Source organism: Mumia xiangluensis (assembly GCF_010994095.1).
Taxonomy (GTDB): Bacteria; Actinomycetota; Actinomycetes; order Propionibacteriales; family Nocardioidaceae; genus Mumia; species Mumia xiangluensis.
In genome coordinates this window covers 13,373-37,138 of sequence record NZ_WJYO01000006.1, presented here as the reverse complement: position 1 = coordinate 37,138, position 23,766 = coordinate 13,373, and the positions used below count along the sequence as shown (strand labels likewise).

27 protein-coding genes and 1 tRNA gene are annotated in these 23,766 nt (G+C 70.7%); 14 read left to right on the top strand and 14 right to left on the bottom strand.

Going from position 1 to position 23,766, the window contains the following annotated elements; genetic code table 11:
* The first annotated feature begins 24 nt into the window (after window positions 1-24).
* The 6 genes from GH747_RS17780 (at window position 25) to GH747_RS22355 (ending at window position 4,523) form a co-directional block, all read left to right on the top strand.
* Window positions 25-444 (top strand): PPOX class F420-dependent oxidoreductase, encoded by a 420-nt coding sequence (locus tag GH747_RS17780; RefSeq protein WP_149770978.1) that lies wholly within the window; start codon window positions 25-27, stop codon window positions 442-444.
* 35 nt (window positions 445-479) lie between these two features.
* Window positions 480-1,121: a DUF2238 domain-containing protein gene (locus GH747_RS17775; protein WP_149770977.1), complete on the top strand. Its 642-nt coding sequence runs from the start codon at window positions 480-482 to the stop codon at window positions 1,119-1,121.
* A 91-nt stretch (window positions 1,122-1,212) separates the two neighbouring features.
* Entirely contained in the window at window positions 1,213-1,935 is a 723-nt protein-coding gene (locus tag GH747_RS17770) for a hypothetical protein (protein WP_149770976.1), read from the top strand.
* A gap of 10 nt (window positions 1,936-1,945) precedes the next feature.
* Window positions 1,946-3,916 carry a sensor histidine kinase gene (locus tag GH747_RS17765; protein ID WP_149770975.1) on the top strand — a complete coding sequence of 657 codons (1,971 nt, stop codon included), beginning with the start codon at window positions 1,946-1,948 and terminating at the stop codon, window positions 3,914-3,916.
* A complete protein-coding gene (locus tag GH747_RS17760; RefSeq protein WP_149770974.1) occupies window positions 3,913-4,323 on the top strand; it encodes a response regulator in 411 nt (136 codons plus the stop codon). Before GH747_RS17765 ends, GH747_RS17760 begins: the two co-directional genes overlap by 4 nt.
* 56 nt (window positions 4,324-4,379) lie before the next feature.
* Window positions 4,380-4,523 carry a helix-turn-helix domain-containing protein gene (locus GH747_RS22355; protein ID WP_240466211.1) on the top strand — a complete coding sequence of 48 codons (144 nt, stop codon included), beginning with the start codon at window positions 4,380-4,382 and terminating at the stop codon, window positions 4,521-4,523.
* Window positions 4,524-4,529: 6 nt separating this feature from the next.
* Here the strand turns inward: GH747_RS22355 and GH747_RS17750 are convergent, their stop codons facing one another.
* Window positions 4,530-5,459: a LysR substrate-binding domain-containing protein gene (locus GH747_RS17750; RefSeq protein ID WP_149770973.1), complete on the bottom strand. Its 930-nt coding sequence runs from the start codon at window positions 5,457-5,459 to the stop codon at window positions 4,530-4,532.
* A 77-nt stretch (window positions 5,460-5,536) separates the two neighbouring features.
* Here GH747_RS17750 and GH747_RS17745 point away from each other — a divergent pair, with 77 nt between their 5' ends.
* From GH747_RS17745 to GH747_RS17725, 5 genes are all read left to right on the top strand, one after another.
* Entirely contained in the window at window positions 5,537-6,463 is a 927-nt protein-coding gene (locus GH747_RS17745) for a DMT family transporter (protein WP_149770972.1), read from the top strand.
* 97 nt (window positions 6,464-6,560) lie between these two features.
* Window positions 6,561-6,944: an STAS domain-containing protein gene (locus GH747_RS17740; RefSeq protein WP_163695756.1), complete on the top strand. Its 384-nt coding sequence runs from the start codon at window positions 6,561-6,563 to the stop codon at window positions 6,942-6,944.
* A 122-nt stretch (window positions 6,945-7,066) separates the two neighbouring features.
* Window positions 7,067-8,314, top strand: a complete 1,248-nt coding sequence (locus tag GH747_RS17735) for a PP2C family protein-serine/threonine phosphatase (protein ID WP_228552986.1) — start codon at window positions 7,067-7,069, stop codon at window positions 8,312-8,314.
* Window positions 8,311-9,996, top strand: coding sequence for a sensor histidine kinase (locus GH747_RS17730; protein ID WP_205603015.1), 1,686 nt, complete (start codon window positions 8,311-8,313; stop codon window positions 9,994-9,996). Before GH747_RS17735 ends, GH747_RS17730 begins: the two co-directional genes overlap by 4 nt.
* Complete coding sequence (locus tag GH747_RS17725; protein ID WP_149770969.1) at window positions 9,993-10,433, top strand: response regulator; 441 nt, start codon at window positions 9,993-9,995, stop codon at window positions 10,431-10,433. Before GH747_RS17730 ends, GH747_RS17725 begins: the two co-directional genes overlap by 4 nt.
* 48 nt (window positions 10,434-10,481) lie before the next feature.
* Here GH747_RS17725 and GH747_RS17720 read toward each other — a convergent pair whose 3' ends face one another.
* The 5 genes from GH747_RS17720 to GH747_RS17700 form a co-directional block, all read right to left on the bottom strand.
* Window positions 10,482-11,261, bottom strand: coding sequence for a SigB/SigF/SigG family RNA polymerase sigma factor (locus tag GH747_RS17720; protein WP_149770968.1), 780 nt, complete (start codon window positions 11,259-11,261; stop codon window positions 10,482-10,484).
* Between the two features lies 1 nt (window position 11,262).
* Complete coding sequence (locus GH747_RS17715) at window positions 11,263-11,694, bottom strand: ATP-binding protein (RefSeq protein ID WP_149770967.1); 432 nt, start codon at window positions 11,692-11,694, stop codon at window positions 11,263-11,265.
* Window positions 11,691-12,038: an STAS domain-containing protein gene (locus tag GH747_RS17710; RefSeq protein ID WP_163695753.1), complete on the bottom strand. Its 348-nt coding sequence runs from the start codon at window positions 12,036-12,038 to the stop codon at window positions 11,691-11,693. The genes GH747_RS17715 and GH747_RS17710 overlap by 4 nt, the downstream gene beginning before the upstream one ends.
* Window positions 12,039-12,122: 84 nt before the next feature.
* Complete coding sequence (locus GH747_RS17705) at window positions 12,123-12,557, bottom strand: ATP-binding protein (protein WP_149770965.1); 435 nt, start codon at window positions 12,555-12,557, stop codon at window positions 12,123-12,125.
* Between the two features lie 142 nt (window positions 12,558-12,699).
* Window positions 12,700-12,773 (bottom strand) — tRNA-Pro (locus tag GH747_RS17700).
* Between the two features lie 100 nt (window positions 12,774-12,873).
* On the opposite strand from GH747_RS17700, the gene GH747_RS17695 reads away from it, so the two are divergent.
* The 3 genes from GH747_RS17695 (at window position 12,874) to GH747_RS17685 (ending at window position 16,947) form a co-directional block, all read left to right on the top strand.
* Window positions 12,874-14,103, top strand: coding sequence for an APC family permease (locus GH747_RS17695; RefSeq protein ID WP_163695750.1), 1,230 nt, complete (start codon window positions 12,874-12,876; stop codon window positions 14,101-14,103).
* 24 nt (window positions 14,104-14,127) lie between these two features.
* Window positions 14,128-14,766: an alpha/beta fold hydrolase gene (locus GH747_RS17690; RefSeq protein ID WP_149770963.1), complete on the top strand. Its 639-nt coding sequence runs from the start codon at window positions 14,128-14,130 to the stop codon at window positions 14,764-14,766.
* A 117-nt stretch (window positions 14,767-14,883) separates the two neighbouring features.
* Window positions 14,884-16,947: an alpha-L-rhamnosidase-related protein gene (locus GH747_RS17685; protein ID WP_149770962.1), complete on the top strand. Its 2,064-nt coding sequence runs from the start codon at window positions 14,884-14,886 to the stop codon at window positions 16,945-16,947.
* 76 nt (window positions 16,948-17,023) lie between these two features.
* Here GH747_RS17685 and der read toward each other — a convergent pair whose 3' ends face one another.
* From der to GH747_RS17645, 8 genes are read right to left on the bottom strand one after another with little or no spacing between them, the layout of a single operon-like run.
* Complete coding sequence (gene der / locus GH747_RS17680; RefSeq protein ID WP_149770961.1) at window positions 17,024-18,373, bottom strand: ribosome biogenesis GTPase Der; 1,350 nt, start codon at window positions 18,371-18,373, stop codon at window positions 17,024-17,026.
* Entirely contained in the window at window positions 18,370-19,065 is a 696-nt protein-coding gene (gene cmk, locus GH747_RS17675; RefSeq protein ID WP_149770960.1) for a (d)CMP kinase, read from the bottom strand. The genes der and cmk overlap by 4 nt, the downstream gene beginning before the upstream one ends.
* A gap of 50 nt (window positions 19,066-19,115) precedes the next feature.
* Window positions 19,116-20,198 (bottom strand): prephenate dehydrogenase, encoded by a 1,083-nt coding sequence (locus GH747_RS17670; RefSeq protein ID WP_149770959.1) that lies wholly within the window; start codon window positions 20,196-20,198, stop codon window positions 19,116-19,118.
* Entirely contained in the window at window positions 20,195-20,932 is a 738-nt protein-coding gene (locus tag GH747_RS17665) for a pseudouridine synthase (RefSeq protein ID WP_149770958.1), read from the bottom strand. The genes GH747_RS17670 and GH747_RS17665 overlap by 4 nt, the downstream gene beginning before the upstream one ends.
* Window positions 20,929-21,678 carry an SMC-Scp complex subunit ScpB gene (scpB, locus tag GH747_RS17660; protein ID WP_149770957.1) on the bottom strand — a complete coding sequence of 250 codons (750 nt, stop codon included), beginning with the start codon at window positions 21,676-21,678 and terminating at the stop codon, window positions 20,929-20,931. Before scpB ends, GH747_RS17665 begins: the two co-directional genes overlap by 4 nt.
* Window positions 21,665-22,543 carry a segregation and condensation protein A gene (locus GH747_RS17655; RefSeq protein WP_228552985.1) on the bottom strand — a complete coding sequence of 293 codons (879 nt, stop codon included), beginning with the start codon at window positions 22,541-22,543 and terminating at the stop codon, window positions 21,665-21,667. The genes scpB and GH747_RS17655 overlap by 14 nt, the downstream gene beginning before the upstream one ends.
* Window positions 22,540-22,875: a hypothetical protein gene (locus GH747_RS17650; RefSeq protein ID WP_149770955.1), complete on the bottom strand. Its 336-nt coding sequence runs from the start codon at window positions 22,873-22,875 to the stop codon at window positions 22,540-22,542. Before GH747_RS17650 ends, GH747_RS17655 begins: the two co-directional genes overlap by 4 nt.
* Entirely contained in the window at window positions 22,860-23,747 is an 888-nt protein-coding gene (locus GH747_RS17645; RefSeq protein ID WP_149770954.1) for a ParA family protein, read from the bottom strand. The genes GH747_RS17650 and GH747_RS17645 overlap by 16 nt, the downstream gene beginning before the upstream one ends.
* Window positions 23,748-23,766 lie beyond the last annotated feature (19 nt).

Sequence of the window (23,766 nt, the reverse complement as noted above, 5' to 3'; positions counted from 1 at the left end):
CCGCCCTCGAGCGAAGGAGTCCCCGTGTCGAAGCCACCGCTGCCGGACGAGGCCGTCACCATGCTGCGACGGCCGAACCCTGCCGTCATCGCCACCCTGCGCAAGGACGGCTCACCGGTCACCGCAGCCACCTGGTACCTCTGGGACGACGGCCGCGTGCTGGTCAACATGGACGAAGGACGCGTACGCCTCGCGCACCTCCGCCGTGACCCGCGCGTCAGCCTCACCGCTCTCGCGGAGGACGGCTGGTCGACGCACCTGACGGTGATCGGCCGGGTCGTCGAGCTGTACGACGACGACGGGCTCGCCGACATCGACCGGCTCTCGACCCACTACACCGGGCACGCGTACACGAACCGTGACCGTGCCCGGGTGAGCGCCTGGATCGAGGTCGACCGGTGGCACGGCTGGGGTGCGATGAAGGACTCCGGCCAGACCGGGTGAACGGAGAGCCCCGACCCCTCCGTTAGCGTGTGCGCATGACCGACGTCGCCGCTGTCCGGCATCCTGCCCCCGCGCTCGTGCGACGTCTCGACATCGCAGGCAAGGCCCTGCTGGTGCTGATGCTCGGCACCGCGCTCGCGTTCCCTGAGCTCGGCAACCTCGAGGGCAAGGGCGCCGTGGCACGCGCCGTCGCCTACCCGGCGCTCGCGTTCACGGTCCCGGTGGTGTGGCACGTGTGGTGGCGCGAGCGCGCGTCCTTCCCGTGGCTCGCGGACCTTCTCATCACGATCACCTGCTTCACGGACATCCTGGGCAACCGCATCGACCTGTACGACACCGTCGTGTGGTTCGACGACTGGATGCACTTCATGAACACCGGCCTCCTCGCGGCTGCGGTGATCCTCCTGACGCTGCCGCGCAGCGCGGGCCTCGGCGCAACGCTCGAGCGGGCTCTCGCCTTCGGTGCGACCGCCGCGATCGGGTGGGAGCTCGCCGAGTACTTCGCCTTCATCAGCGAGTCCACCGAGCGCCGCAGCGCCTACACGGACACCTTGGGCGATCTCACGCTCGGGCTGCTGGGGTGCGTCGTCGCCGCGCTCGCGATCCACACCGCCTGGCGTCGCGGGAAGCTCCGGACGACGGCGCCTCAGCTCGAGGGCACCGTCGTCACGACCTGACGTCGCCGGCCGCAGGGACGTCGATCTTTCCCGCCCCGGTTGGGACATCTGCACCATGCGCGGGCGCGGCTCGCGCATCGATCCTCGTGTCATGACCGACACCACGCTCTCCACCGTAGGGACCGTACGCCCCGTCCCGCCCCTGTCCCGAGCGATCCAGCTCGGAGTCGCGACCTGCCTGATCCTGGGCGGTCTTCTCAACGGCGGTCTCCAGTACGCCGACCATCTCCTCGCCGGCGACCCGGAGCGGCGCGAGCTGCTCGTCTGGGGACTCGAGCACCACGCCGTCTACCAGGCGGTGTGGTTCGGCGTGATGCTCTCGAGCGTCTGCCTCCTGCTCGGCCTCCTCGGCCTCGCACAGATCACGCGATGGCGCGCGCCCCGGCTCACCGCCGTCGCGACCGTTCTCACCGTCCTCGGGATGTGGGGCTTCGGCAACGTCCTGGCAGGGACGTACGTCGCTCATGTCGTCGTGCCGGACGTGCTCGGCGTCGACGCTGCCGTCACCCTGGTCGAGGACGGCTACCTGAAGGACTGGGGCATGGTGGCTGGATCGCTCGTGCCTCACCTGGTCGGTTCGTTCTTCGGCGTGCTCCTGCTCGCCGTCGCCTGCTGGCGGGCTGGGCTCCCCAAGGTTCCGGCCGTCCTCCTGATCGTCTTCCTCGTCTGGGACTTCGCCCTCTCACCGATCGGGATCGTCGAACCGCATGTGCTCCTCCTCGTCGCGCTCGTGTGGCTCGGGGTGGCCGTGGCACGGATGCCTCAGCGGGAGTGGCTCGGTCAATCCGCGCTGCCTGCCGACCCGCTCCGGTGATACTGGGACCGTGAGAGCACGCACCGCTCCCGCCATGCGTCGCCGACCCTCGTGGGTCGCATGGTCGCTCGCCGCGACGTCGGTCGCCTCGGCGGCGCTCGCCGTCGTCATCGGTGCGGGCGAGACGGTCGCCTCCGGTGCGGTGGCCTTCGCGATGGTGTTCGGGCCTCCCGGAGGCCTCATCGCCGCCCGACTGCCTCGTAACCCTGTCGGGTGGCTGATGGTGCTTGTCGGCGTCGCGTTCGGTGGGACCGCTCTGGCCCTCGCCTGGCTCTCGGCGGGCGGTGGATGGGGCGCACCGTGGGCCGCGTGGTGGGTGGATCGCGGCAGCGCCGTGATCGTCCCTGCGACGTTCCTGCTCGTGGTGCTCCTCCCTGACGGACGGCTGCCGTCGGTGCGCTGGCGACCGCTCGTCGCGACGGTGGTCGCCGCCCAGCTGCTCGTGATCGCCGGCTGGTGCCTGGTCAGCGGTTCCGCGACCGTCGGGAGCCCGTCGAGCGGCAGCCTCGAGAACCCGATCGGCGTGTTGCCCGAGACCTGGGCCACTGCCTTCGAGGCCCTCGAGCCTGTCCTCGTCGTCCCCTTCGTGCTCGGCCTCCCGGCTGTCGTCCACCGCCTCAGAGTCCCGCAGGAGCGGGCACCAGCGGTGAGCATTCTGGCCGGGGTCGTGGTCTTCGTCCTGATGCTGACGGTTCCCGACCTGGTGTGGCCCGCTGCCGCTGAGTGGTTCCACCTCGCCGGTGCGCTGATTCTCACCGGATCGATCGTGGCAGCGGTGCTGCGCGGCAGGGTCGACCACGTCCAGGTCGTCGTCTCGCACGCCGTGGTCTACAGCCTCCTCACCGTGACGCTTCTCGTGGCCTACGCGTCTCTCGTCGCTGCGTCGACCGCGGTCGGAGCGTCGGAGCAGCTGACGGCGCTCCTGACCGCTGGCGTCGCGTTGGCGCTGCTGCCCGCCCGATCGCTCCTCCAGCGGATGCTGAGCAGGGCGATGTACGGCGACGGCTCGGAGCCGCAGCGCGCGCTCCGTCGCCTCAGCGCGTCAGTGGCGACGTCGGACGATCTCGACGGGCTCCTCCAGGGCCTCGCGCACACGGTGCGGTTGTCGGTCCGTGCGCGGTGGGTGGTCGTCGAGTTCCGGGGCAGCACCGTGCTCGACGGCCGGCCGCCCACGCCGGCCACCCCCGCCGAGGTCGTCGTGCTGGACGGCGGCGAAGGAGACGCGGGAAGCCTGTCCGTGGGGCTCGCGCCCGGGCGATCGCTGCGGACGAGCGAGCGCGAGCTGGTCCACGACCTCGCGGAGCACGGCGCCAGGGCGGCTCGGGTGATGTGCATGGCAGCCGACCTGGCAGCGGCGCGCCAGACGTTGGTGGCGAGCCGCGAGGACGAACGCGCGCGCCTTCGCCAGGAGCTCCACGACGACCTGGGCCCGATTCTTGCGGGGCTCGCGATGCAGCTCGGATCGTTGCCAGCCCTCGTCGCCACCGATTCCGACCTGGCAAGCACGCGGCTCCAGCGCCTCGAGGCAGAGGCCCGGACCGCACTGGAACGGACCCGCAGGATCAGCCGGGACCTGCGACCACCGGCGCTCGACGAGCTCGGCTTCATCGGTGCCCTCGTCGATGCCGGCCGGTCGCTCGGAGTCCGGGTGCAGGTCACCGGCGACCGACCCGCCCTGCTGTCCGCTGCGGTCGAGGTGGCGGCGTACCGGATCGCGTGCGAGGCGATCCTGAATGCCCGACGGCACGCCGGTAGCGAGCAGGTCGACGTGGTTCTCCGTCACGAGGTCGACGGGTTGGTCCTGGAGGTGAGCGACACCGGGCCCGGGATGTCGGGCACCGAGGCGGGCACCGGGCTCACCTCGATGCGTCAGCGGGCGGCTGAGCTCGGTGGCACCCTCGCGCTGTGTCCGACACCCGGCGGCGGCCTCACCGTCGTCGCCGTGCTCCCCGACGGGGACTCGTCGGTGGCGCCGCGATGATCCGGGTGCTCGTGGTGGACGACCATCCCTGGTTCCGTGAGGGCGTCGTGTTCGAGCTCGCCCGCGCCGAAGGGATCGCGGTCGTGGGCGAGGCGAGCGACGGTCGCGAGGCGCTCTCGCAGGCGCGAAGGCACAAGCCCGACGTCGTCCTCCTCGATCTCGCGATGCCGGTCGTGGACGGTGCGACGGCGCTCCCGGACCTGCTCGGCCTAGGAGCACGGGTCCTTGTCCTGACCCTCGCCGAGGAGGACGCCACGGTTCTGGCGTGCATCCGCGCCGGCGCCGACGGATACCTGGTCAAGGGGGTTCCGCCGACCGTCTCGTCAACGCCGTGCGTGCGGTGGCGGACGGCCACGCGGTGCTCGGTCCCGGGCTGGCAGCCCGGCTCCTCGCTCCCCACGAGGTAGACCTGCCCGAGCTCTCCGGCCGCGAGCGTGAGGTCCTCGAGTGCGTGGCTCGTGGGATGACCAATGCCGAGATCGCGGCGTCGCTGGTGATCTCGCCGGTCACGGTTCGCAACCACGTCAGCGCCATCTTGGCGAAGCTCCAGGTGAAGAACCGGACGCAGGCGGTGATCCGCTTCCGCGGCGAGGACGTCACCGGTTGACATCGGCTACGGGAGCGGCTGGCTGGTCTCGCGCCCAGCGGCGGCGGCTGCGTCACGCAGCGCGTCGGCGACCGCAGCGACCGCCGCCGTACGACTCCGTCGGGTGAGCATGAACACCTCGCGGCCGACCAGGCCCTCAGCGGGACGGCGTACGGCGACTCCGGGGGCCCCGTGGTGGAGCACCAGATCAGGCAGGAGCGCCGCGGCACCCGCGGTTCTGACCAGCTCCAGCAGGATCAGGAAGTCGTCGGAGCTGTAGCGCAGGTCCGGCTCGAACCCGCCGAGCTCGCGGCAGACCCGCACCTGCATCTCACGGTGCCCGGTGCCCGGTTGGCACGCCGCCCACGCGATGTCGGACAACCGCGCCACCGGCACCGGGTCCACCGCCGCCGCCGGATGGTCGAGCGGCAGCAGGACGTAGATGTCCTCGCGGAGCAGGTGCTCGCGCTCGAGGTCCGCGTGGACGGCGCGGGGCTGGCCGTCGTACTCGTCCCCGACGACGACATCCAGCTGGTGCAGGCGTAGCGCGGGTGCCGCCTGCTCGACCTCGAGCTCGGTCGCCTCGACCCGGACGGCGGGATGGCTGGTGGCCAGCGACCGGATCGCCGGTGCCACGACGCTCAGGAACGCCGACTGGAACGACGCGATCCGTACGACCCCGGCAGCGCGTCCGGCGGCGACCATCGCGAGCTCGGCCTCGGCGGCCTCCATGCCGTCGAGGAGGCGGGTCGCGTGCTCCACGAGGACCTGCCCGGCCTCGGTGAGGCGGACGTTGCGCCCGATCCGTTCCAGGAGCGGGGTCCCCGCCTCCCGCTCGAGCACGGCGAGCTGCTGCGAGATAGCGCTCGGTGTGTATCCGAGCGCACGCGCGGCGGCGTGCACCGTGCCACGGCTGTCCACCTCGCGGAGGAGGCGCAGGCGGTGTAGATCCAGCATCTGTTCAGAATACCTACACGATGATGTGCGAGAAGTCGTGATAGACGTGAACGGTTCCCTGACCCGACGATGGACGGGTGGGTCGCCTCTTCTGCATGCTCTCCGCCACCGCCTTCGGCGCGATGGCTGTCTTCGGCAAGCTCGCGTACGAGTCCGGCGTGACCGTCGACGCGCTCCTGCTGGTCCGTTTCGGGTTGGCGGCCGCGGTGCTGGTGCCTGTCGCCCTGGCGCGCGGGGCGCTTCGCGGCCTCCCGCGCCGTGCCGTGCTGACCGGTCTGGGCATGGGTGTGTTCGGCTACGCCCTGCAGTCGGGCCTGTACTTCTCAGCCCTCACCCGGATCGACGCCTCGCTGGTCGCCCTGCTCCTCTACGTGTATCCGGTGCTCGTCATGGTCGGAGCTGTGGCGCTACGACGTGAACGCGCCTCCGCGCGCCGGGTCTTCGCGCTCGTCACCGCTCTGGCGGGGATCGGGCTGGTGCTCGGCGGCGCGACGTCGGGACACCTCGACCTGCTCGGGGTGCTCCTCGGCCTCGGCGCCGGGGTCACGTACACCGTCTACATCCTCGTCGGCGACCGCGTCACCGGCGACGTTCCGCCGCTCGCCCTTGCCGCGCTGGTGTGCACAGGCGCCACCGGGACGTTCCTGGTCACCGGCGCCGTACGCGGAGGCACCGATCTCGACATCGCGCCCGCGGGATGGCTGTGGCTCGCGGCGATCGCCCTCGTGAGCACCGTCGGCGGGATCCTCTTCTTCTTCGCCGGGATGGCTCGCGTCGGTCCGTCGATGGCGGCGATCCTCTCGATCCTCGAACCCGTCGTCACCGTCGGAGCCGCCGCGCTGGTGTTCGGCGAGACGCTCAGCGTGGTCCAGTGGCTCGGCGGGCTGCTCGTGCTGTCGGCGGTCGTAGCCGTCCAGTGGCCGACGCGGACGCTGCCCGCTGCGCCCCCGCTCGAGCAGGCCGACGAACCCGAGCGTGAACAAATCCGGCTCCAAGCGGTCTAGGCGAGGCGATTGCGGGTACAACCATCGCGCCACCTCAGTGGGTGGCAGAGGTTAGGGCACCCGCACGGGCGCTCACATGACGAAGCGGAGACAACAGATGACCGGCACCATCCCGCAGGGCGAGCTCGACGAGTCCTCGTTCTCCATCACGACCGAACAGCGCCCCGGGGCCATCGTCGTGACGTATCGCGGAGAGCTGGAGCTGCTGTCCCTCGCGCCGGCGCGAATCGCGCTGGACGAGTTCCTGGTCGAGGGTGTGCCAGCGCTCGTCGTCGACCTCTCCGCACTCGAGTTCATCGACTCCATCGGTCTCGGCCTCCTGGTCCGCGCTCACAAGAAGGCGTGGGTGCTGCGGACGCCGTTCATCCTCGTCTGCCCGAAAGACGGCCCTGCACACCGCCTGCTCGCTCTCACCGGCCTCCTGCAGGCGTTGCGAGTCCATCCCACTCTCGAGGAGGCGCTCGCAGACCTCGAGGCGTGAGCGTCTGCCGACGAGCCTGCCGACGGACCGTGCCCCCTCCTGCTTCGCGCGCTGTGTATCGTGACTCCACAGCCGTGTTGACTGCGCGGATGTCGGATCCGGCGCAGAACGGTGCTAACAGAGTGCAAGAAACCTCCACGCCGGAGTCCCCCGGCGGCCGAGACCTCGGGCTGGTGACCCGCTCGGCGCTCGGCGGCCTCCTCCACGATCGCCGCGAGCCTGTCGTGCTCCTCGTCGAGGACGATCCGGGCGACGCGCTGCTCGTCGAGGAGCTGGTCGCCGACTGCCGCCCGCGGATGTCTCTGCGGTGGGCGCGGTCGATCGAGGAGGCCATGGCAGCGCTCCAGTCCGAGCCGGTCGACTGCGTGCTCCTCGACCTGCACCTTCCCGACGCACACGGGCTCGACGCCCTGGAGGCCCTCCGGGAATGGACCGGTGGCACCGCCGTTGTCGTGCTCACCGGGCTCGCGGAGGAGGAGTCCGGTCTGGCCGCGGTGGCCGCCGGGGCGCAGGACTACCTCGTCAAGGGGCGGGTCGACCCGGAGTGGCTCGGTCGCGCGATCCGGTACGCCGTCCAACGCACGCAGACGGAGCAGTCGGCTGCCGCGCTGCAAGCCAGTCAGCTGCGCGCCGAGGAGAATGCCCGCCTGGAGCGTGGACTCCTGCCCACACCGCTTCTCGAGGGGATCGACGCACCCGAGATCGTCGCCCGATATCACCCCGGGCGAGCGCAGTCGCTGCTCGGCGGTGACTTCTACGACGTCGTCCAGCTCCCCGACGGGACGGTGGAGGTGCTCATCGGTGACGTGTCAGGGCACGGCCCCGACGAGGCGGCGCTCGGCGTCGCGCTCCGGATCGCGTGGCGCACCCTGGTGCTCAGCGGTATCTCGGGCACCGAGCGACTGCGTCGGCTCGACCAGATCCTTGCTGCCGAGCGCGCCCAGGACCACACCTTCGCGACGCTGACCTGCGTCTCGCTGCTCGCCGACCGCCGGACGGCCTTCATCGTCCGCGCCGGCCACCCCGGCGTGATGGTGCGCTCCGGAAGCGACGTCGCGTGGCTGGAGGTTCCCGGTGGGCCGGCACTGGGCATCCTTCCCGATGCAGACTGGCCTCGCTATGAGCTCGCTCTGCCCGAGCGTGGGGCGCTGGTCCTGTTCACCGACGGGCTGTTCGAGGGCCGCATCGCCGCCAGCGGCGCGCGACTCGGCGAGGAGCGCCTGCTCGCCGCCGCACGGGCTCTCGGTAGCCTGCCCGGCGCGTCGTTCGTGGACGAGCTGATCGGGCACGCGCAGGGGCTGGCCGAGGGATTCGGCGGACTCGACGACGACGTCGCCGTTCTGCACGTGACATGGAGGCAGGACCGATGACCACCAGGGCGCGCCGCGCACGGCGCTGGGTCTACTCCGCCATGGCCCGGGTGACGGTCCAGGGCTGGTTCTTCGTCGTGCTGGCGATCATGGTGCTCCTCGTCGCCGTCGGCACCGTCGTCGGAGCGCAGCTGCTCGGGCGCACAGCATCGGCCTCGGACCAGCTCATCGACCAGATCCAGCCCGCGCGGTCCGAGGCGTACCGCTTTCAGAAAGCGCTCCTCGATCAGGAGACCGGAGCCCGCGGCTACGTTCTCACCGCCGATCCCGAGTTCTCCAGGCCTTACACCGAGGGTATGGAGACAGAACAGGACGCGGCGGCAGCGCTCCGACGCCTGCTGCCCGACGATCCCACGGTCACGAGCGATCTCGACCGGATCCAGGACGCGGCGGAGACGTGGCGGCGCGACTACGCCGAGCCGATGATGGCCACCGTCGGGGCCGGTGGCGCGCAGGCGTTCGATCCGGCGGTCTCGCGACAGGCGAAGGTGGCCTTCGACGAGCTCCGGACCATGTTCGACGAGCAGAACGCGAATCTGCTCGCGACGCGCAACACCAGCAAGCAGAACCTCGACGATGCCCGCGATCTGCAGACCTGGGTCTTCGTCACCCTGATCTGCGCCTTCTTCGTGGCGGGAGCGTTGATGACGCTGCTGGTCCGCATGCTGGTGACTCGCCCCCTCGCCATTCTCCAGTCGTCCTCGCGGACGATCGCGGACGGAGACTTCAGCCACACCATCTCCCAGAACGGGCCGAGCGACATCCGTGCTGTGGCCAACGACGTCGAGCTGATGCGACACCGGATCGTCGAGGCGCTCGACGCCTCCCTCGCCCAGGAACGGCTCCTCCAGGCGCAGTCAGCAGAGCTCGACGCCCAGGCCGCCGACCTGCGCCGATCGAACGCCGAGCTCGAGCAGTTCGCCTACGTCGCCTCGCACGATCTCCAGGAGCCGCTACGCAAGGTTGCCTCGTTCTGCCAGCTGCTGGAGAAACGGTACGCCGACAGCCTCGACGAACGCGGCAAGCAGTACATCGACTTCGCCGTCGATGGCGCCAAGCGGATGCAGGTGCTCATCACCGACCTGCTCACGTTCTCCCGCGTCGGCCGCCTCAACGACCAGACTGAACAGGTCGCCCTCGACAGCGCGCTCGACGAGGCTGTCGCCAATCTCGCGACCGCGTTGGAGGAGGCGCATGCTCGGGTGGAGCGGCCCGCGGTGCTGCCGACCATCGACGGCGACCCCACCCTGCTGACGATGCTGTGGCAGAACCTCCTCGCCAACGCCGTCAAGTTCCGAGCACCCGACCGAGCGCCCGTCATCACCATCACGTGCGTCCCCGCACCGGAGCACGACGACAGCGGTTCTCTGCTGGTCACCGTCACCGACAACGGCATCGGCATCCCGCCGGAGTTCGCCGAGAAGGTGTTCGTCATCTTCCAGCGCCTGCACAGCCGCGAGGCCTATGCGGGCACCGGGATCGGCTTGTCACTGTGCAAGAAGATCGTCGACCACCACGGCGGTCGGATCTGGGTCGACACCGAGCACGTCGACGGCGCCCGGATCTGCTTCACTCTCCCCCGCCGTGCGAGCTCCGCTCGCGCACACGCCGAAGCCCTCGCGAGCGCCACCGCGTCCGCGACCCCCACAGCCCTCACCGGCAGCGAAGGAAGTCACCCATGAACGCCGCAGCGAAGCCGATCGAGGTCCTGCTTGTCGAGGACGACGCCGGCGACGAGCTGATGACGCGGGAGGCGTTCGAGGACAACAAGATCGCCAACACGCTCCACGTGGTGCGTGACGGCGAGGAAGCGCTCGACTTCCTGTACCGTCGCGGCGCGCACACGGCGGCGCCGCGGCCGGACCTGATCCTGCTCGACCTCAACCTGCCCAAGTACGACGGTCGGGAGGTCCTGCAGGTCATCAAGTCCGACGCGGAGCTTTCCGTGATCCCGGTGGTCGTGCTCACGACGTCCTCGGCCGAGGAGGACATCCTGCGCAGCTACAAGCTCCATGCCAACGCCTATGTGACCAAGCCGGTCGATCTGGACCAGTTCATCGCCGCGGTCCGTCAGATCGACGAGTTCTTCGTCACCGTCGTGCGGCTGCCCGGACGCTGATTCGAGCCGGCGCCGGCGGGTCTCACCCCGGAGAAGGACTCGCGGGACTCACTCGCCCATGTGACCGCGCAGGCGTTCGAGCGTGCGTCGAAGCAGCCGTGACACCTGGACCTGGGACACCCCGAGCTCCGCTGCGATCTGGCTCTGCGACATCTCCTCGTCGAAACGGCGTACGAGCAGGTGTCGCTCGTCGTCGGTGAGCCGCTCGAGGGCGGCCTTCAGGTCGAGCGAGTTCTCGGTGTGGGCGAATCCGCGCTCCTCGACGCTGATCGCCGCTTCGATGGCGAGGTCCGGCGCCCCATCGGGGTTGACGGAGTCGAGCGAGTTCGCCGAACGGAGCCGGAAGCTCTCGACCGCCCCGACGACGTCCTCCGGCGAGGCGCCAAGGCGTTCCGCGATCTCGGAGATGGCGGGACTACGGCCGAGCTCGTGCGTGAGGTCGTCGCGCGCCTTGGCGACGGCGCCCTGCAGCTCCTGGGCCCGCCGTGGCACACGGACGATCCAGTTCGAGTCGCGGAGAAAGTGTCGAATCTCGCCCACGATCTTGGGGACTGCGTACGACGAGAACGCATGTCCGAGCGTCGGATCGAAGGAGTCGACCGCCTTGATCAGGCCGACGGACCCGATCTGGACGGCATCGTCCAGCGGGAAGTTCCACGACGCGTATCTCCGCGCGACCTGCCGTACCAGCGACACGTTGAGCTCGATCAGTCGCGTCCGCAGAGCGGCACGCTCGTCGTCGGAGGTGCTCGGCAGGGCGGAGAGCGCGTCGAAGAGTGCGTCAGTCTCGTCGCGCGGTCCAGTCGGACCGTCGTCGGTCTGGGGCACGTCAGGTGGTCGTCCGCCGGCGGACGATCGTGATCGCGACGAAGGCGCCGTCCTCGGTCACGGCGACATCCGGGTCGATGGCGGTCAGCATCATCCAGGCGAGCCCGGAACGGTCCAGCCGGGCCCCGTCACGGGCGACGAGGTCGAGCGTGATGACGACGCCGCCGGGGTCGATCTCGAACCGGGCCCGTAGCCACGTGCCCTCGGTGTCGACCAGCGGCAGCAGGAGGGCTGCCGCCTCGTCGACTCCGATCTGGAGCTCCTCGACGTCGTCCAACGACAGGTCGGCCAGCACGGCTGCGGACCTCGCGACCGACCGGATCGAGGCCACGAAGTCGGGATGTGCCGGGACCGTGATCACGGTCGAGTTCGGCGGCCAGGACACGTCCGCGGAAGCGCCCTCAGGGAGACCCTTCGGGCCGGTGTTCGTCACTCCTGGCCGCCGGCCGGCTCGGCGAAGAGCGACGTGAGTCCTGCCAGAGCCAGCACGCGCTCCACCGCAGCGGACGCCGCGCAGAGCTCGACCGCGCGTCCGGCCGCGAGTGCGATGGACCGAGTCTCGATCAGCGCACCGAGACCGGTGGAGTCGAGGAACGTGACTCCGGAGAGATCAAGCTGGATCGACCCCTGCGGACCCGTGTCCGCAGGAACCTCCGCGGCCCACTCTTTCGCTCGAGTCACGACGTGGTGCGCAGTCGCCAGATCGAGTTCACCGCGGACGACGAGGGTCGTCCGACCGTCCTGACCGGCGTGACGGAATGCTTCGAAGGGGGTCACGGTTCGCTTCCTAGTCGTGGTGGGGGGTGGGGGTACGGGGCAGCAGTTCAGGCGCGTGGTCGACCATCAAACCACCTCGGTGCCTCACGTCGTTCGTGCGCTTTCCAGTGGCGTGGGGCCCGGGCTCCGCGCGTCATCGACAGCCATCGTGAACCACACTCTCTTGCCGGCGCGGTCCGGTACCTGCGCGACGCCCCACGAGTCGGCGACCTGCGCGACCAGCTGCAGCCCGCGACCCGAGACGGCCTCCATCGGGACCTCGCGGTCGCCGACCTGCGGAAGCGCCTCGCCGTCGTCGTGAACGGTCACGGTCAGGCAGTTCGCCGCGAGGACCACTTCCAGGTCGATCTGAGAGCCGCCGTGCCGGATCGCGTTGGTCACCAGCTCCGAGGTCAAGAGCTCGACATCACCAGCCACGCGCACGTCCATACCGGCCACCACGGCCCGCACCGTCGAGCGGGCGATCCCGATGGACTCTGGGACGGGAGCAAGGGGCACCTGCCGCTGCACGTCACGCATATGCTCACGTTCTCCTGACTCCGGGCACGTTCGTTCCGGGCGGTTCGTACCCAGGTTCAGGGGAACCTATACAAGAGTTCCCGGCTCGGTTAACGCAGAACCGGCTCTGATCTCGCTTCCGCAGATCAGAGCCGGTCTTCGGTCGGGCTGACAGGATTTGAACCTGCGACCCCTTGACCCCCAGTCAAGTGCGCTACCAAGCTGCGCCACAGCCCGAAGCTCGGAGAAACCGCCTCCGAACCCGCGAAGCAACCCTAGCAGTCGCCGTTCACGCGACAGTCACCGCCATGCCCGTTCGATGTGGTCGGATGAGGCCGTGGAGGATGCACGGCTCGAGCGCAGGCTCGGCGTCCGCGACGCCGTCGGCATCGGCCTCGCCGCGATGGTCGGCGCCGGCATCTTCGCGGCGCTCTCCCCCGCCGCCGAGGCCGCTGGCGAGGCTCTCCTGGTGTCTCTCGCGCTCGCCGCGGCGGTCGCGTACGCCAACGCCACGTCGTCCGCGCACCTCGCCATGCGCTATCCCGCGTCCGGCGGCACGTACGTGTACGGCCGGGAGCGCCTCGGCCCGTTCTGGGGATACCTCGCAGGCTGGGCGTTCGTCGTCGGGAAGACCGCCTCGTGCGCGGCGATGGCGCTCACCGTCGGTGCGTACGCGTGGCCGGAGCACTCCCGCGCGGTCGCGGTGGCCGTCGTCGTCGCGGTCACGGTCGTGGACGCCCTCGGCGTGCAGCGGTCGTCGGCGGTCGCTCAGGTCGTCGTCGGCGTGGTCCTCCTCGTACTCGTCGTCGTGGTGGTCGTGTGTCTCGCCAGCGGGTCTGCGGACGCCGGCACCCTGAGGCTCGAGGGCGTGACCGCGGCCGGTGTCCTCCAGGGTGCCGGTCTGCTGTTCTTCGCGTTCGCCGGCTTCGCCCGCATCGCGACCCTCGGCGAGGAGGTGCGGGACCCTGTCCGCACCCTCGGGCGCGCGGTCCCTCTCGCGCTCGGCATCGCGGTCGTCACCTACGCCGCCGTCGCCTACGCCGCGCTCGCGGTCCTCGGCGCCGACGGACTGGCCGCGTCCACAGACCCCGTCGCCGCCGCGGTCGCGGCGGCTGGTGCTCCCGCCCTCGTCCCGGCGGTGCGCGTGACCGCCTGCGTCGCAGCGGCGGGCTCGCTCCTCGCCCTGGTCCTCGGCATCTCCCGCACCGTCCTCGCGATGTCCCGCGACGGACACCTTCCGCGCACGCTTTCAGCGGTGCACCCGCGTGCCAGGGTCCCGCACCACGCGACCATCGGGGTCGGGGCTGTGGTCGCGGTGCTCGCCGTCGCGTCCGACCTGCGCGGATCGATCGGCTTCTCGTCGTTCGGGGTGCTGGTCTACTACGCGATCGCCAACGCGTCGGCGCTGACGCTCGGCGCGGACGACCGCCGTCCGCCCCCGGCCCTCGCCTGGTTCGGACTCGCGGGCTGCCTCGTGCTCGCCCTCGCGCTCCCGCTCGCGTCGGTGCTCATGGGGGTCGCCGTCCTCGCCGTCGGCGCGACGGTCTACCTCGTACGCCGCCGATGACGCCGCTCGGCGTACGGTCGGGTCATGGCCGTCCCGATCGTCCTGCTGCCGGCGCTGGGTGAGACGCGCGCGGACTGGGACGGCGTCGTGCCGGCACTCGCCGACGGCCGTGAGGTCCTCGCCGTCGATCTCCGCGGCCATGGTGAGGCCGCCTGGGAACCGCCGTACACGTTCGCGCAGATGCGCGACGACGTCGCCGCGCTCCTCGACGAGCGCGGCTGGCAGCAGGTCGACCTCGTCGGCCACTCGTGGGGTGGGGCGGTCGCCTGCCACGTCGCCTCGTCCTACCCGGACCGCGTGCGTCGGCTCGTGCTCGAGGACGTCGGCGCGCTACGACGACGGACGCCGAGCACCCCCCAGCGGCCGCCCGGCCCGCTGCTCTTCGACTGGGACATGGTCCTGGCCGTACGGCGCCAGATCGACTCGCCCGATCCGCGCTGGCGCGACGCGCTCGCACGCATCGAGGCGCCGACGCTCGTGCTCGCCGGAGGACCCACCAGTCACGTTCCGGACGAGACCATCGACGAGCTCGTCAGCCGGGTCCCCGATGCCCGTCGCATCACGATCCCTGTCGGCCACCTCATCCACGCCACGGCGCCGCGGGCATGGCTCGACGCAGTTCTGCCCTTCCTGGCCGCATCCGGACACACCTCTTCTTCGTGACGGACATCACTTATACGGTGGCTGCTGAATGAAACGTTTCATCCGGACGACCACCCATCGACGCCGCCAGCCCCGCACATCCGCAGGGGCACCGGCGCCGCCTGACCGGAAGGCACCATGCATTCCCCATCACCACGTCCCCGCCGCCGGACCACGCTCGCGGTCGCCGCGCTCGCGGCCTCGACCCTCGCGCTCTGCCTGAGCTCGCCGGCCGCCTCCGCTCCCGAGCGTGACACCACCATCGCGCAGCCCTGGGAGAAGTACATCCTCGCCCCTGAGTCGCGGACCGTCCGCGCCGACGACGTGTACGCCTCCACCGGCGCCGTCCAGAACGCCGAGGGCGCGTTCGGCGACGGTGCCCTGGTCCTGGGGCAGGGCTCACAGGTCACCTTGGACTTCGGGGTGAACATCGCCGGCCTCCTCAACCTCGACTTCGGCGCGGTCACGGGCTCCCCCGCCCGGGTCGGCATCGCGTTCTCCGAGACCACCAAGTACGTCGGTCGCGAGTCCGAGGCGTCGACCGGAGGTCCTCGCGGCCGCGACGGCACCATCTGGGTGGACGCCCAGGCCGACGGATCGTGGTCCGCGCCCAAGGAGCTCCTGCGCGGCGCGTTCCGCTACGTGACGCTCTTCGTCGACGACGCGGCCTCGGTGGCGATCGACGACGTCGTCGTGGACTACACCGCGGCCCCGCTGATGGAGGACCTGCGCGACTACCAGAACCACTTCTACTCGTCGTCGGACCTCCTCAACCGGCTCTGGTACGCCGGTGCGTACACGACCCAGATCAACACCATCGACCCGACGACCGGACGCAGCTGGCCGGCCCCCGGCGCGCTGTGGGACAACAGCGCGGTGACCGGAGTCGGCTCCTCGATCCTCGTCGACGGCGCGAAGCGGGACCGTACGGTCTGGCCGGGCGACCTCGGCATCTCGCAGGGCACGGCGTTCGTGTCGACCGGTGACACGACGTCGGTCCGCAACTCGATCATGACCGCCTACGCGAACCAGAAGTCCACGGGCGAGCTGCCGTACGCAGGGCCGGAGCTGAGCTTCTACCGGTCGGACACGTACCACATGTGGACTCTGCTGGCGACGGCCGAGAACTACGAGAACACCGGCGATCTCGACTGGGTCGAGCAGGTGTGGCCGGAGTACACCGCCGGTCTCGACTACATCCGCGCGAAGACCAGCGACCGAGGACTGCTGTTCATCGACGAGACCAACGACACCACTCACGAGTCGCGGATCCCCGACGGCGAGGAGTCGATGGCGAACGTCATGTACTGGCGGTTGCTCGGGACGGGCGCGACGCTGGCCGAGCGCGTGGGCGACGCTGCTCTCGCCGCCGAGCTCCGCGCTGAGGCCGACACGGTCGCGAAGGCGATCGACACCTACCTGTGGGACGACGAGGCCGGCGCGCTCGCCTGGTACCCCGACCGTCGCGACGTCCACCCGCAGAGCGCGAACTCCCTCGCTGTGTGGTGGGGCCTGCTCGACGAGGCGCGCGCCGACCGGGCGATGGAGCAGCTGCGGACCACCAACTGGGTCGAGCGAGGTGCCCGTACCCCCGAGCGCGACGACGACCTCCAGCTGCTGTTCGGCTCCTTCGAGCTGCAGGCCCAGCTCGCCGCCGGCGACCCGGAGGCCCAGGAGGCGGCCGTCGACCTGATGGAGCGGCAGTGGGGCTGGATGCTCGAGAGCCCGCAGGGCCCGCAGAGCACCTTCTGGGAGTCGCTGCGCGAGTCCGGCGAGGTCGTCAGCTCGTACCAGTCGTACGCCCATGGCTGGTCGACCGGTCCCACCCGCGCGCTGACCGAGCAGGTCCTCGGCATCCAGCCCACCGAGGGCGGCGCTCGCTGGGAGGTCGATCCTCACATCGCCGGTCTCGAGCACGCCGAAGGACGTCTGGTCACCGCCGAGGGTCCGATCGACGTGTCCTGGACCGACGAGGGCAAGGACCTGACGATCGACTTCACGACACCGGAGGGCACACAGGGCTCGGTCGGCGTCCCGGTCGACGGCAAGCACGTGCTCGTCAAGCTCGACGGCAAGCTGGTCTGGAACTCAGCCTCCGGCAAGGCGTACGGCGGGTTCGAGGTCCGGCGTACCGGTGAACGCCTCTACGTCGACGGCGTCGGCGGCGGTACGCACACCGTGACCGTCCGCACCACGCGCTGACGTCACCGAACGACGACGGACTCGACATTCCTGCTGCTCGCGCAGCGGGAATGTCGAGTCCGTCGTGCGTACGGCGTCAGCGGCGCTTGCGCTTCTCGCGCACGCGCTGCGTCAGGTGGATCGGCGAGCCCTCGAAGCCGAACTCCTCGCGCAGGCGGCGCTCGACGAACCGCAGGTACTGGTCCTCGAGCTTGCCCGACGTGAACAGCACGAACGTCGGCGGAGCGACGCTGGCCTGCGTCCCGAACATGATCTTCGGCTGCTTGCCGCTGCGCACCGGGTGCGGGTGCTCGGCGACGAGCCGGCCGAGGAAGGAGTTGAGGAGCCCGGTCGGGACCCGCGTGTACCAGCCGTCGAGGGCGGTGTTGAGCGCGCGGACGATCCGGTCGACGTGCCAGCCCGTGAGCGCGGTGATGTTGACCCGCGGAGCCCACTGCACCTGGACGAGCTCGCGGGTGATCTCGCGGTCGAGGTAGTAGCGGCGCTCGTCGTCGACGAGGTCCCACTTGTTGAACGCGATGACCAGCGCGCGGCCGGCCTCCTCGACCTGGCGGATGATCCGCAGGTCCTGCTCCGAGATCGACTCGCTGGAGTCGAGGACGACGACCGCGACCTCGGCACGCTCGATGGCGGCAGCCGTACGAAGGCTCGCGTAGTACTCGTGCCCGGACGCCTCCTTCACCCGTCGACGGATCCCCGCGGTGTCGATGAACCGCCAGACGTCACCGCCGAACTCGACGAGCTCGTCGACAGGATCCACGGTCGTGCCGGCGACGCTGTCCACGACGACACGCTCCGCTCCGGCGAGCTTGTTGAGCAGGCTCGACTTGCCGGCGTTGGGCTTGCCGACCAGAGCGATGCGGTGCGGCCCCTCGTCCTCCTCGTCGGTCTCGAGCGGGGCCTCGGGGAGCACGTCGAGAATGATGTCGAGCAGGTCGCCGGCTCCGCGGCCGTGCAGCGCCGACACCGGGAACGGCTCCCCGAGTCCGAGGTTCCACAGCGACGCGGCCTCGAGCTCGCCGCGCTCGTCGTCGACCTTGTTCGCGACCAGGACGACCGGGTTGCCCGAGCGTCGCAGGACCTTCACGACCTCCTCGTCGGCGTCGGTGATGCCCACCGTCGCGTCGACGACGAACAGCACGGCGTCCGCGGCGGCGACGGCGACCTCGGCCTGCGCGGCGATCCGCTCGGCCAGGCCCTTCGCGTCGGGATCCCAGCCGCCGGTGTCGACGACGGTGAACTCGCGTCCGTTCCACTCCGCCTCGTACGACACACGGTCGCGAGTCACGCCGGGCACGTCCTGCACGACGGCCTCGCGGCGTCCGAGGATGCGGTTGACGAGGGTGGACTTGCCGACGTTGGGTCGTCCGACGACGGCGAGGACGGGCAGGCGTACGCTGCCGGGCTCGGTGACGGGTTCGGTCATGATGCGGGTCCTCCGAGATCGGGTACGGCCTTGACGGCGAGGCGTACGACCTCGTCGACCACCTCGTCGAGCGTGAGGTGGGTGGTGTCGAGCTCGACCGCGTCGTCGGCCTTGGCGAGCGGGGACGTCGTACGGGACGAGTCGATCGCGTCGCGACGCTGCAGCGAGGCTGCGGTCGCCTCGACGTGGGCGGCCTCGTCCTGCCCCTGCTCAGCCGCTCGGCGGGCAGCGCGGGCGGCGGTGTCGGCGACGAGGTAGAGCTTCAGGGGAGCGTCCGGCGCGACGACGGTGCCGATGTCACGCCCCTCGAGGACGATCCCGTCCGCGTGCTCGGCGATGGTGAGCCGTTGGAGCGCGACGAGGCGCTCGCGCACTGCTGGGACGCGGCTGACCTGGCTGACGGCGTCGGTGACGGCCTGCTCGCGGATCGGTCCGGCGACGTCGACGCCGTCGGCGGTGATCGTCGGGGCCTGCGGGTCCGTACCAGACTCGATGACGACCTCGGCAGCAGCCGCAGCGACGGCGTCGGCATCCTCGACGTCCACACCGCGCTCCAGGACGGCCCAGGTCATGGCGCGGTACATCGCCCCGGTGTCGAGGTACGCGAGACCGAGGCGGCTCGCGACACCACGGGCCGTGCTCGACTTGCCGGACCCTGACGGGCCGTCGAGGGCGATGACGACAGGAGGCACGGAGCCGACCTTTCTCACAGAGCTGGAACCTTCTTCACTGGGCGGCGTTCTCACACGTAGGTGGTCCAGCCGCGTTCGGTGAGCGCGGAGGTGAGGTCCTCGGCGCGCTCGGGGCGTACGGCGATCTCGGCGATGCCGACAGGGCGGCCGAGGTCGTGATCGATACGCAGATCTTCGATGTTCACACCCGATTCTCCCGTATCGCGGAAAAGGCGGCCCAGCTCACCCGGTCGGTCGGGCACCTGGACGAAGACGACGGCCAGCTGCGGGGCGGCTTCCTCGCCGTGCTTGCCCGGGATCAGGCGGGTTCCGGACACCCCGCGATCGAGGACCTCCTCGATGACATGGGTGCGCTCGATGCCGTCGAGGAGCTCGTCGAGGTCGTCACGGACGTCCCTCAGGAGCTCGACGAGCGGGAGGCGGTTCGCGTGCAGGATCTGGCGCCACAGCCCGGGGTCGCTGGCCGCGATGCGGGTCACGTCCCGAAGCCCCTGCCCGGCGAGGGCGAGGTGGTCGGCGGGCCCGCCGTGCAGGCGTGCCGCGGTCAGGACGGACATCACCTGCGGCAGGTGCGAGACCCGCGCGACGGCGAAGTCGTGCTCGTCCGTCGGCATCTCGACCAGCGTCGCCCCGGTCGTACGCCCGAGCTCGCGGACGAGCTCGACGGCCTCCGGCGATGCCGTCGCGTGCGGCGTGACGGCCCACGCGCGGCCCTCGAACAGCGTCTCGGACGCAGCGGTCGGGCCCGAGCGTTCGCTGCCCGCCATCGGGTGGCTGCCGACGTACCGCTCGAGCCCGGGCGTCCCGGCGTCGGACAGGGCCTGCAGCGGCGGGTGCTTCACGCTGGCCACGTCCGTCACGACCGCGTCCGGCCACTCGTCCAGCGTGTCCGCGACCACCTCCGCGACGTAGTCGGGCGGCACGGCGACGACTGCCAGGGCGACCGTCGCCGGTGTCGCGAGCGTGCCTGCGCCGAGCATCTCCGCCGTACGCGCGTTCTGCGGGAGGACGTCGCGCAGGTGGACGGTGGCGCCGGCCCGGGTGAGGGCGAGCGCCACGGACGTGCCGACGAGCCCGCACCCGATCACGAGGACGGGGCCGGGGATCGCCGTGGGCCGGGGGGTGGTGCTCACAGCTTCACGCTATCCAACAGCACCCCGAGCTCGGCGGACGTGAGCTCACGCAGCTCGCCGGGCTTCATCCCGCCGAGGTGGACGCCGCCGAACGCGGTCCTGGTGAGGCGTACGACGGGGTGGCCGACGGCGTCCAGCATCCGGCGCACGATGCGGTTGCGGCCGAGGTGGATGTCGAGCTCGACGATGCTCCGGTCGTCCGAGGTCTGCTTGACGGCGAAGCGGTCGACCGACACCGGTCCGTCGTCGAGCTCGATGCCGTCGCGCAGCTGGCGGCCGAGGCCACGGGAGACCGTGCCCTCCACCTCGGCGACGTACGTCTTGGTGATCTCGAACGACGGGTGCGCCATCCGGTTGGCGAACTCCCCGTCGTTGGTGAGCAGCAGCAGTCCGCTGGTGTCGGTGTCGAGGCGGCCGACGTGGAAGAGCCGCTCGGGTCGACCGGCGACGTACTCGGTGAGGTCGCGCCTCCCCCGCTCGTCGCTCATCGAGGAGACGACGCCGCGCGGCTTGTTGAGGACCAGGTACGCGTGGTCCGAGGCGGGCGGGATGCGCTTGCCGTCCACGTGGATGACGGCGGTCTCCGGGTGCACGCGCAGACCCATCTGCGTCACCACCTCGCCGTCGACGGTGACGCGCCCGCGCTCCATCAGGTCCTCGCACGCTCGCCGCGAGCCGAGCCCTGCCTGGGCGAGCACCTTCTGAAGACGGATGCCGTCGGGGTGGTCGCTCATGCCTGCTCCTCGTCGGGTGCTCGGTCTGCCGGGGCATCGGCCGTGGGGTCGGCCGTGGGGTCGGCCGCCTGTACGTCGTCGGCCGACGCCGGCTCGGACGGCTCGGACGGCTCGGGCGCTGCCGGCTCCGGCGCCGCCACCACCTCAGGATCGTCCACGTCGTCCATGTCCGGGAGGAACGGGGCAAGATCCGGCAGGTCGTCGAGGCTCGACAGCCCCATGCGCTCCAGGAAGTACGGCGTGGTCGCGTACAGGACGGCCCCGGTCTCCACGTCCGTGCCCGCCTCGGCGACGAGCCCGCGGGTCACGAGGGTGCGCATGACGCCGTCGACGTTGACGCCGCGGATCGCCGACACGCGCGCGCGGGACACCGGCTGCCGGTACGCGACGACCGCCATCGTCTCCAGCGCGGCCTGGGTCAGACGCGCCTGCTGGCCTTCCAGCACGAAGCGCTCGACGGCCCCGGCGTACTCCGACCGTGTGTAGAAGCGCCAGCCGCCGGCGACCTGACGCAGCTCGAACCCGCGGTCCTCGTCGTCGTACGACCGGGCGAGCTCGACGAGCGCGATCTCGACCTGCGCCGGCGGGTGCGCCACGGCGGAGGCGAGGAGCAGGTGGTCCAACGGCTGGTCGGCGACCATCAGGATCGCCTCGAGCGCCGGACGGAGGGGGTACGACACCTCTGCGTCCGCCGACGGGTCCGTCGTCGTCTCGGGTGCATCGCCCGTCAGGTCACTGTCGCTCATCGCCACTCTCCGTCTCGTCGGGCCTGTCGTCCGTCGTGTCCGCTCCCACCAGCTGGTCCTCGTCGAACTCGGCGCTGACCTCCACGTCCTCGTCCTCGCCACCCGTCCACCGGATGGTGAGCTCGGCGAGCGGGGCCGCCTGGTCGAACGCCACCACGCCCTCCCGGAAGAGCTCGAGCAGGGCCAGGAAGCGCGCGACCTTCGTCAACGTGTCGGGCGCGTCCGCGACGAGCGAGCGGAAGGTCATCGACGAACCCCGCCGCAACCGCTCGACCACCACCACCGCCTGGTCGCGCACGCTCACCTGCGGCGCGTGGAGGTGGGTCAACGAGAGGATCTGCGGCACCTTGGGCTCCATCGCCTTCGCCGCGAGCAGCGCAAGCTCCTCGGGACCGACGGCGATCAGCACCTCGGGCAGCAACGTCGCGAAGCGAGGCTCGAGCGCCACCGCCCGTGGGAACCGGGTGGACTCGTCCGCGAGGCGCTCCTTCATCCGCGCCGCGACCAGCTTGAACGCGCGGTACTGGAGGAGGCGCGCGAACAGCAGGTCGCGTGCCTCGAGCAGCGCCAGGTCCTCCTCGTCCTCGACGTCGGTCTGCGGCAGCAGCCGCGCGGCCTTGAGGTCGAGCAGCGTCGACGCGACGAGCAGGAACTCCGTGGTCTGCTCCAGGTCACCCTCCGGGCCCATCGCCTTGAGGTGAGCGATGAACTCGACCGTGACCTTCGACAGCGCGATCTCGGTGATGTCGAGCTTGTGCTTCGCGATCAGCTGGAGGAGCAGGTCGAACGGGCCCTCGTACGCGTCGAGGTGGACGACGAAACCACCCTCGACGTTGCTCTCGCTGCCGGTGACCGGCTCCGTCACGATGCTCCGAGACGTCGTGCGAGCTCGCCACCGGCGCCGTTCTCGGCGTACTCGGCCAGCGCCATCGCGACGGCCTCGCGGATCAGCCGGCCGCGGTCCAGGCTCTGGCCGAGGTCGCGCCGCAGCTCGAGCCGGGCGTGCTCGAGGTCGAGGAGCTCGTCGGACGTCATGTAGACGGTGACCTTGCTGTCGTGCTTGACGCGACCGCTGGGCTTGGCCTCTGGCGCGGCGTCCCCGCTCTCCTGGGGCGCGGCCTCCGAGGCCGGTGCTTCGGGGAGGGTGGTCGGTCGGAACAGCTCGTCAGCGCCAGGCAGTCTCACACGCCGGGGCACCGGACGAGCACCTCCCGAGCAAGTTGGCGATAGGCGTCGGCGCCCTTGGAGTCGGGCGCGAAGTCGGTGATCGGCTCCCCCGCCACCGTGGCGTCGGAGAACTTCACCGTACGGCGGATCACCGTGTGGAAGACCTTGTCGCCCCACCCGTCGACGAGGGTCTGGAGCACCTCGCGGCTGTGCAGCGTGCGGCTGTCGTACATGGTGCCGAGCAGCCCGATGATCTCCAGGTCGAAGTTGGTCCGCTGGCGGACCTTCTCGATGGTCTCCTTGAGCAGGGCGACGCCGCGGAGCGCGAAGTACTCGCACTCGAGCGGGATCAGGACCCCGTCGCACGCCGTCAGGGCGTTGACCGCGAGCAGGCCGAGGGACGGCTGGCAGTCGATGAGGATCACGTCGTAGTCGTTGAGCACCGGCCGCAGCATCCGGGCGAGGGTCTGCTCGCGCCCCACCTCGTGGACGAGGTGCATCTCGGCGCCGGACAGGTCGATGCTCGCCGGGAGCAGGTGGAGGTTCGCGGTGCGCGTCTTCAGGAGGACGTCCGACACCTCGACGTCGTCGTGCATGAGCAGGTGGTAGACCGTCGCGTCGAGGTCGTGCGCCGGGAAACCGAGACCGACGGTCATCGACGCCTGCGGGTCGAAGTCGACGAGCAGCACACGGCGGCCGGCCTCGGCGAGCGCGGCGCCGAGGTTGATCGTGGTGGTCGTCTTGCCGACGCCGCCCTTCTGGTTGCAGAGAGCGATGACGTACGCGGGTCCCCCGCTCGGAGGCCGGACCGGAGGGAAGGTCGGCATCGGGCGTCCGGTCGGGCCGATCTCGGCGCGGGCCGATGGTCCGAGTTCGCCGAGCAGATCGCTGTGGTGGTTCATACGTTCTCGATCCGGTTGC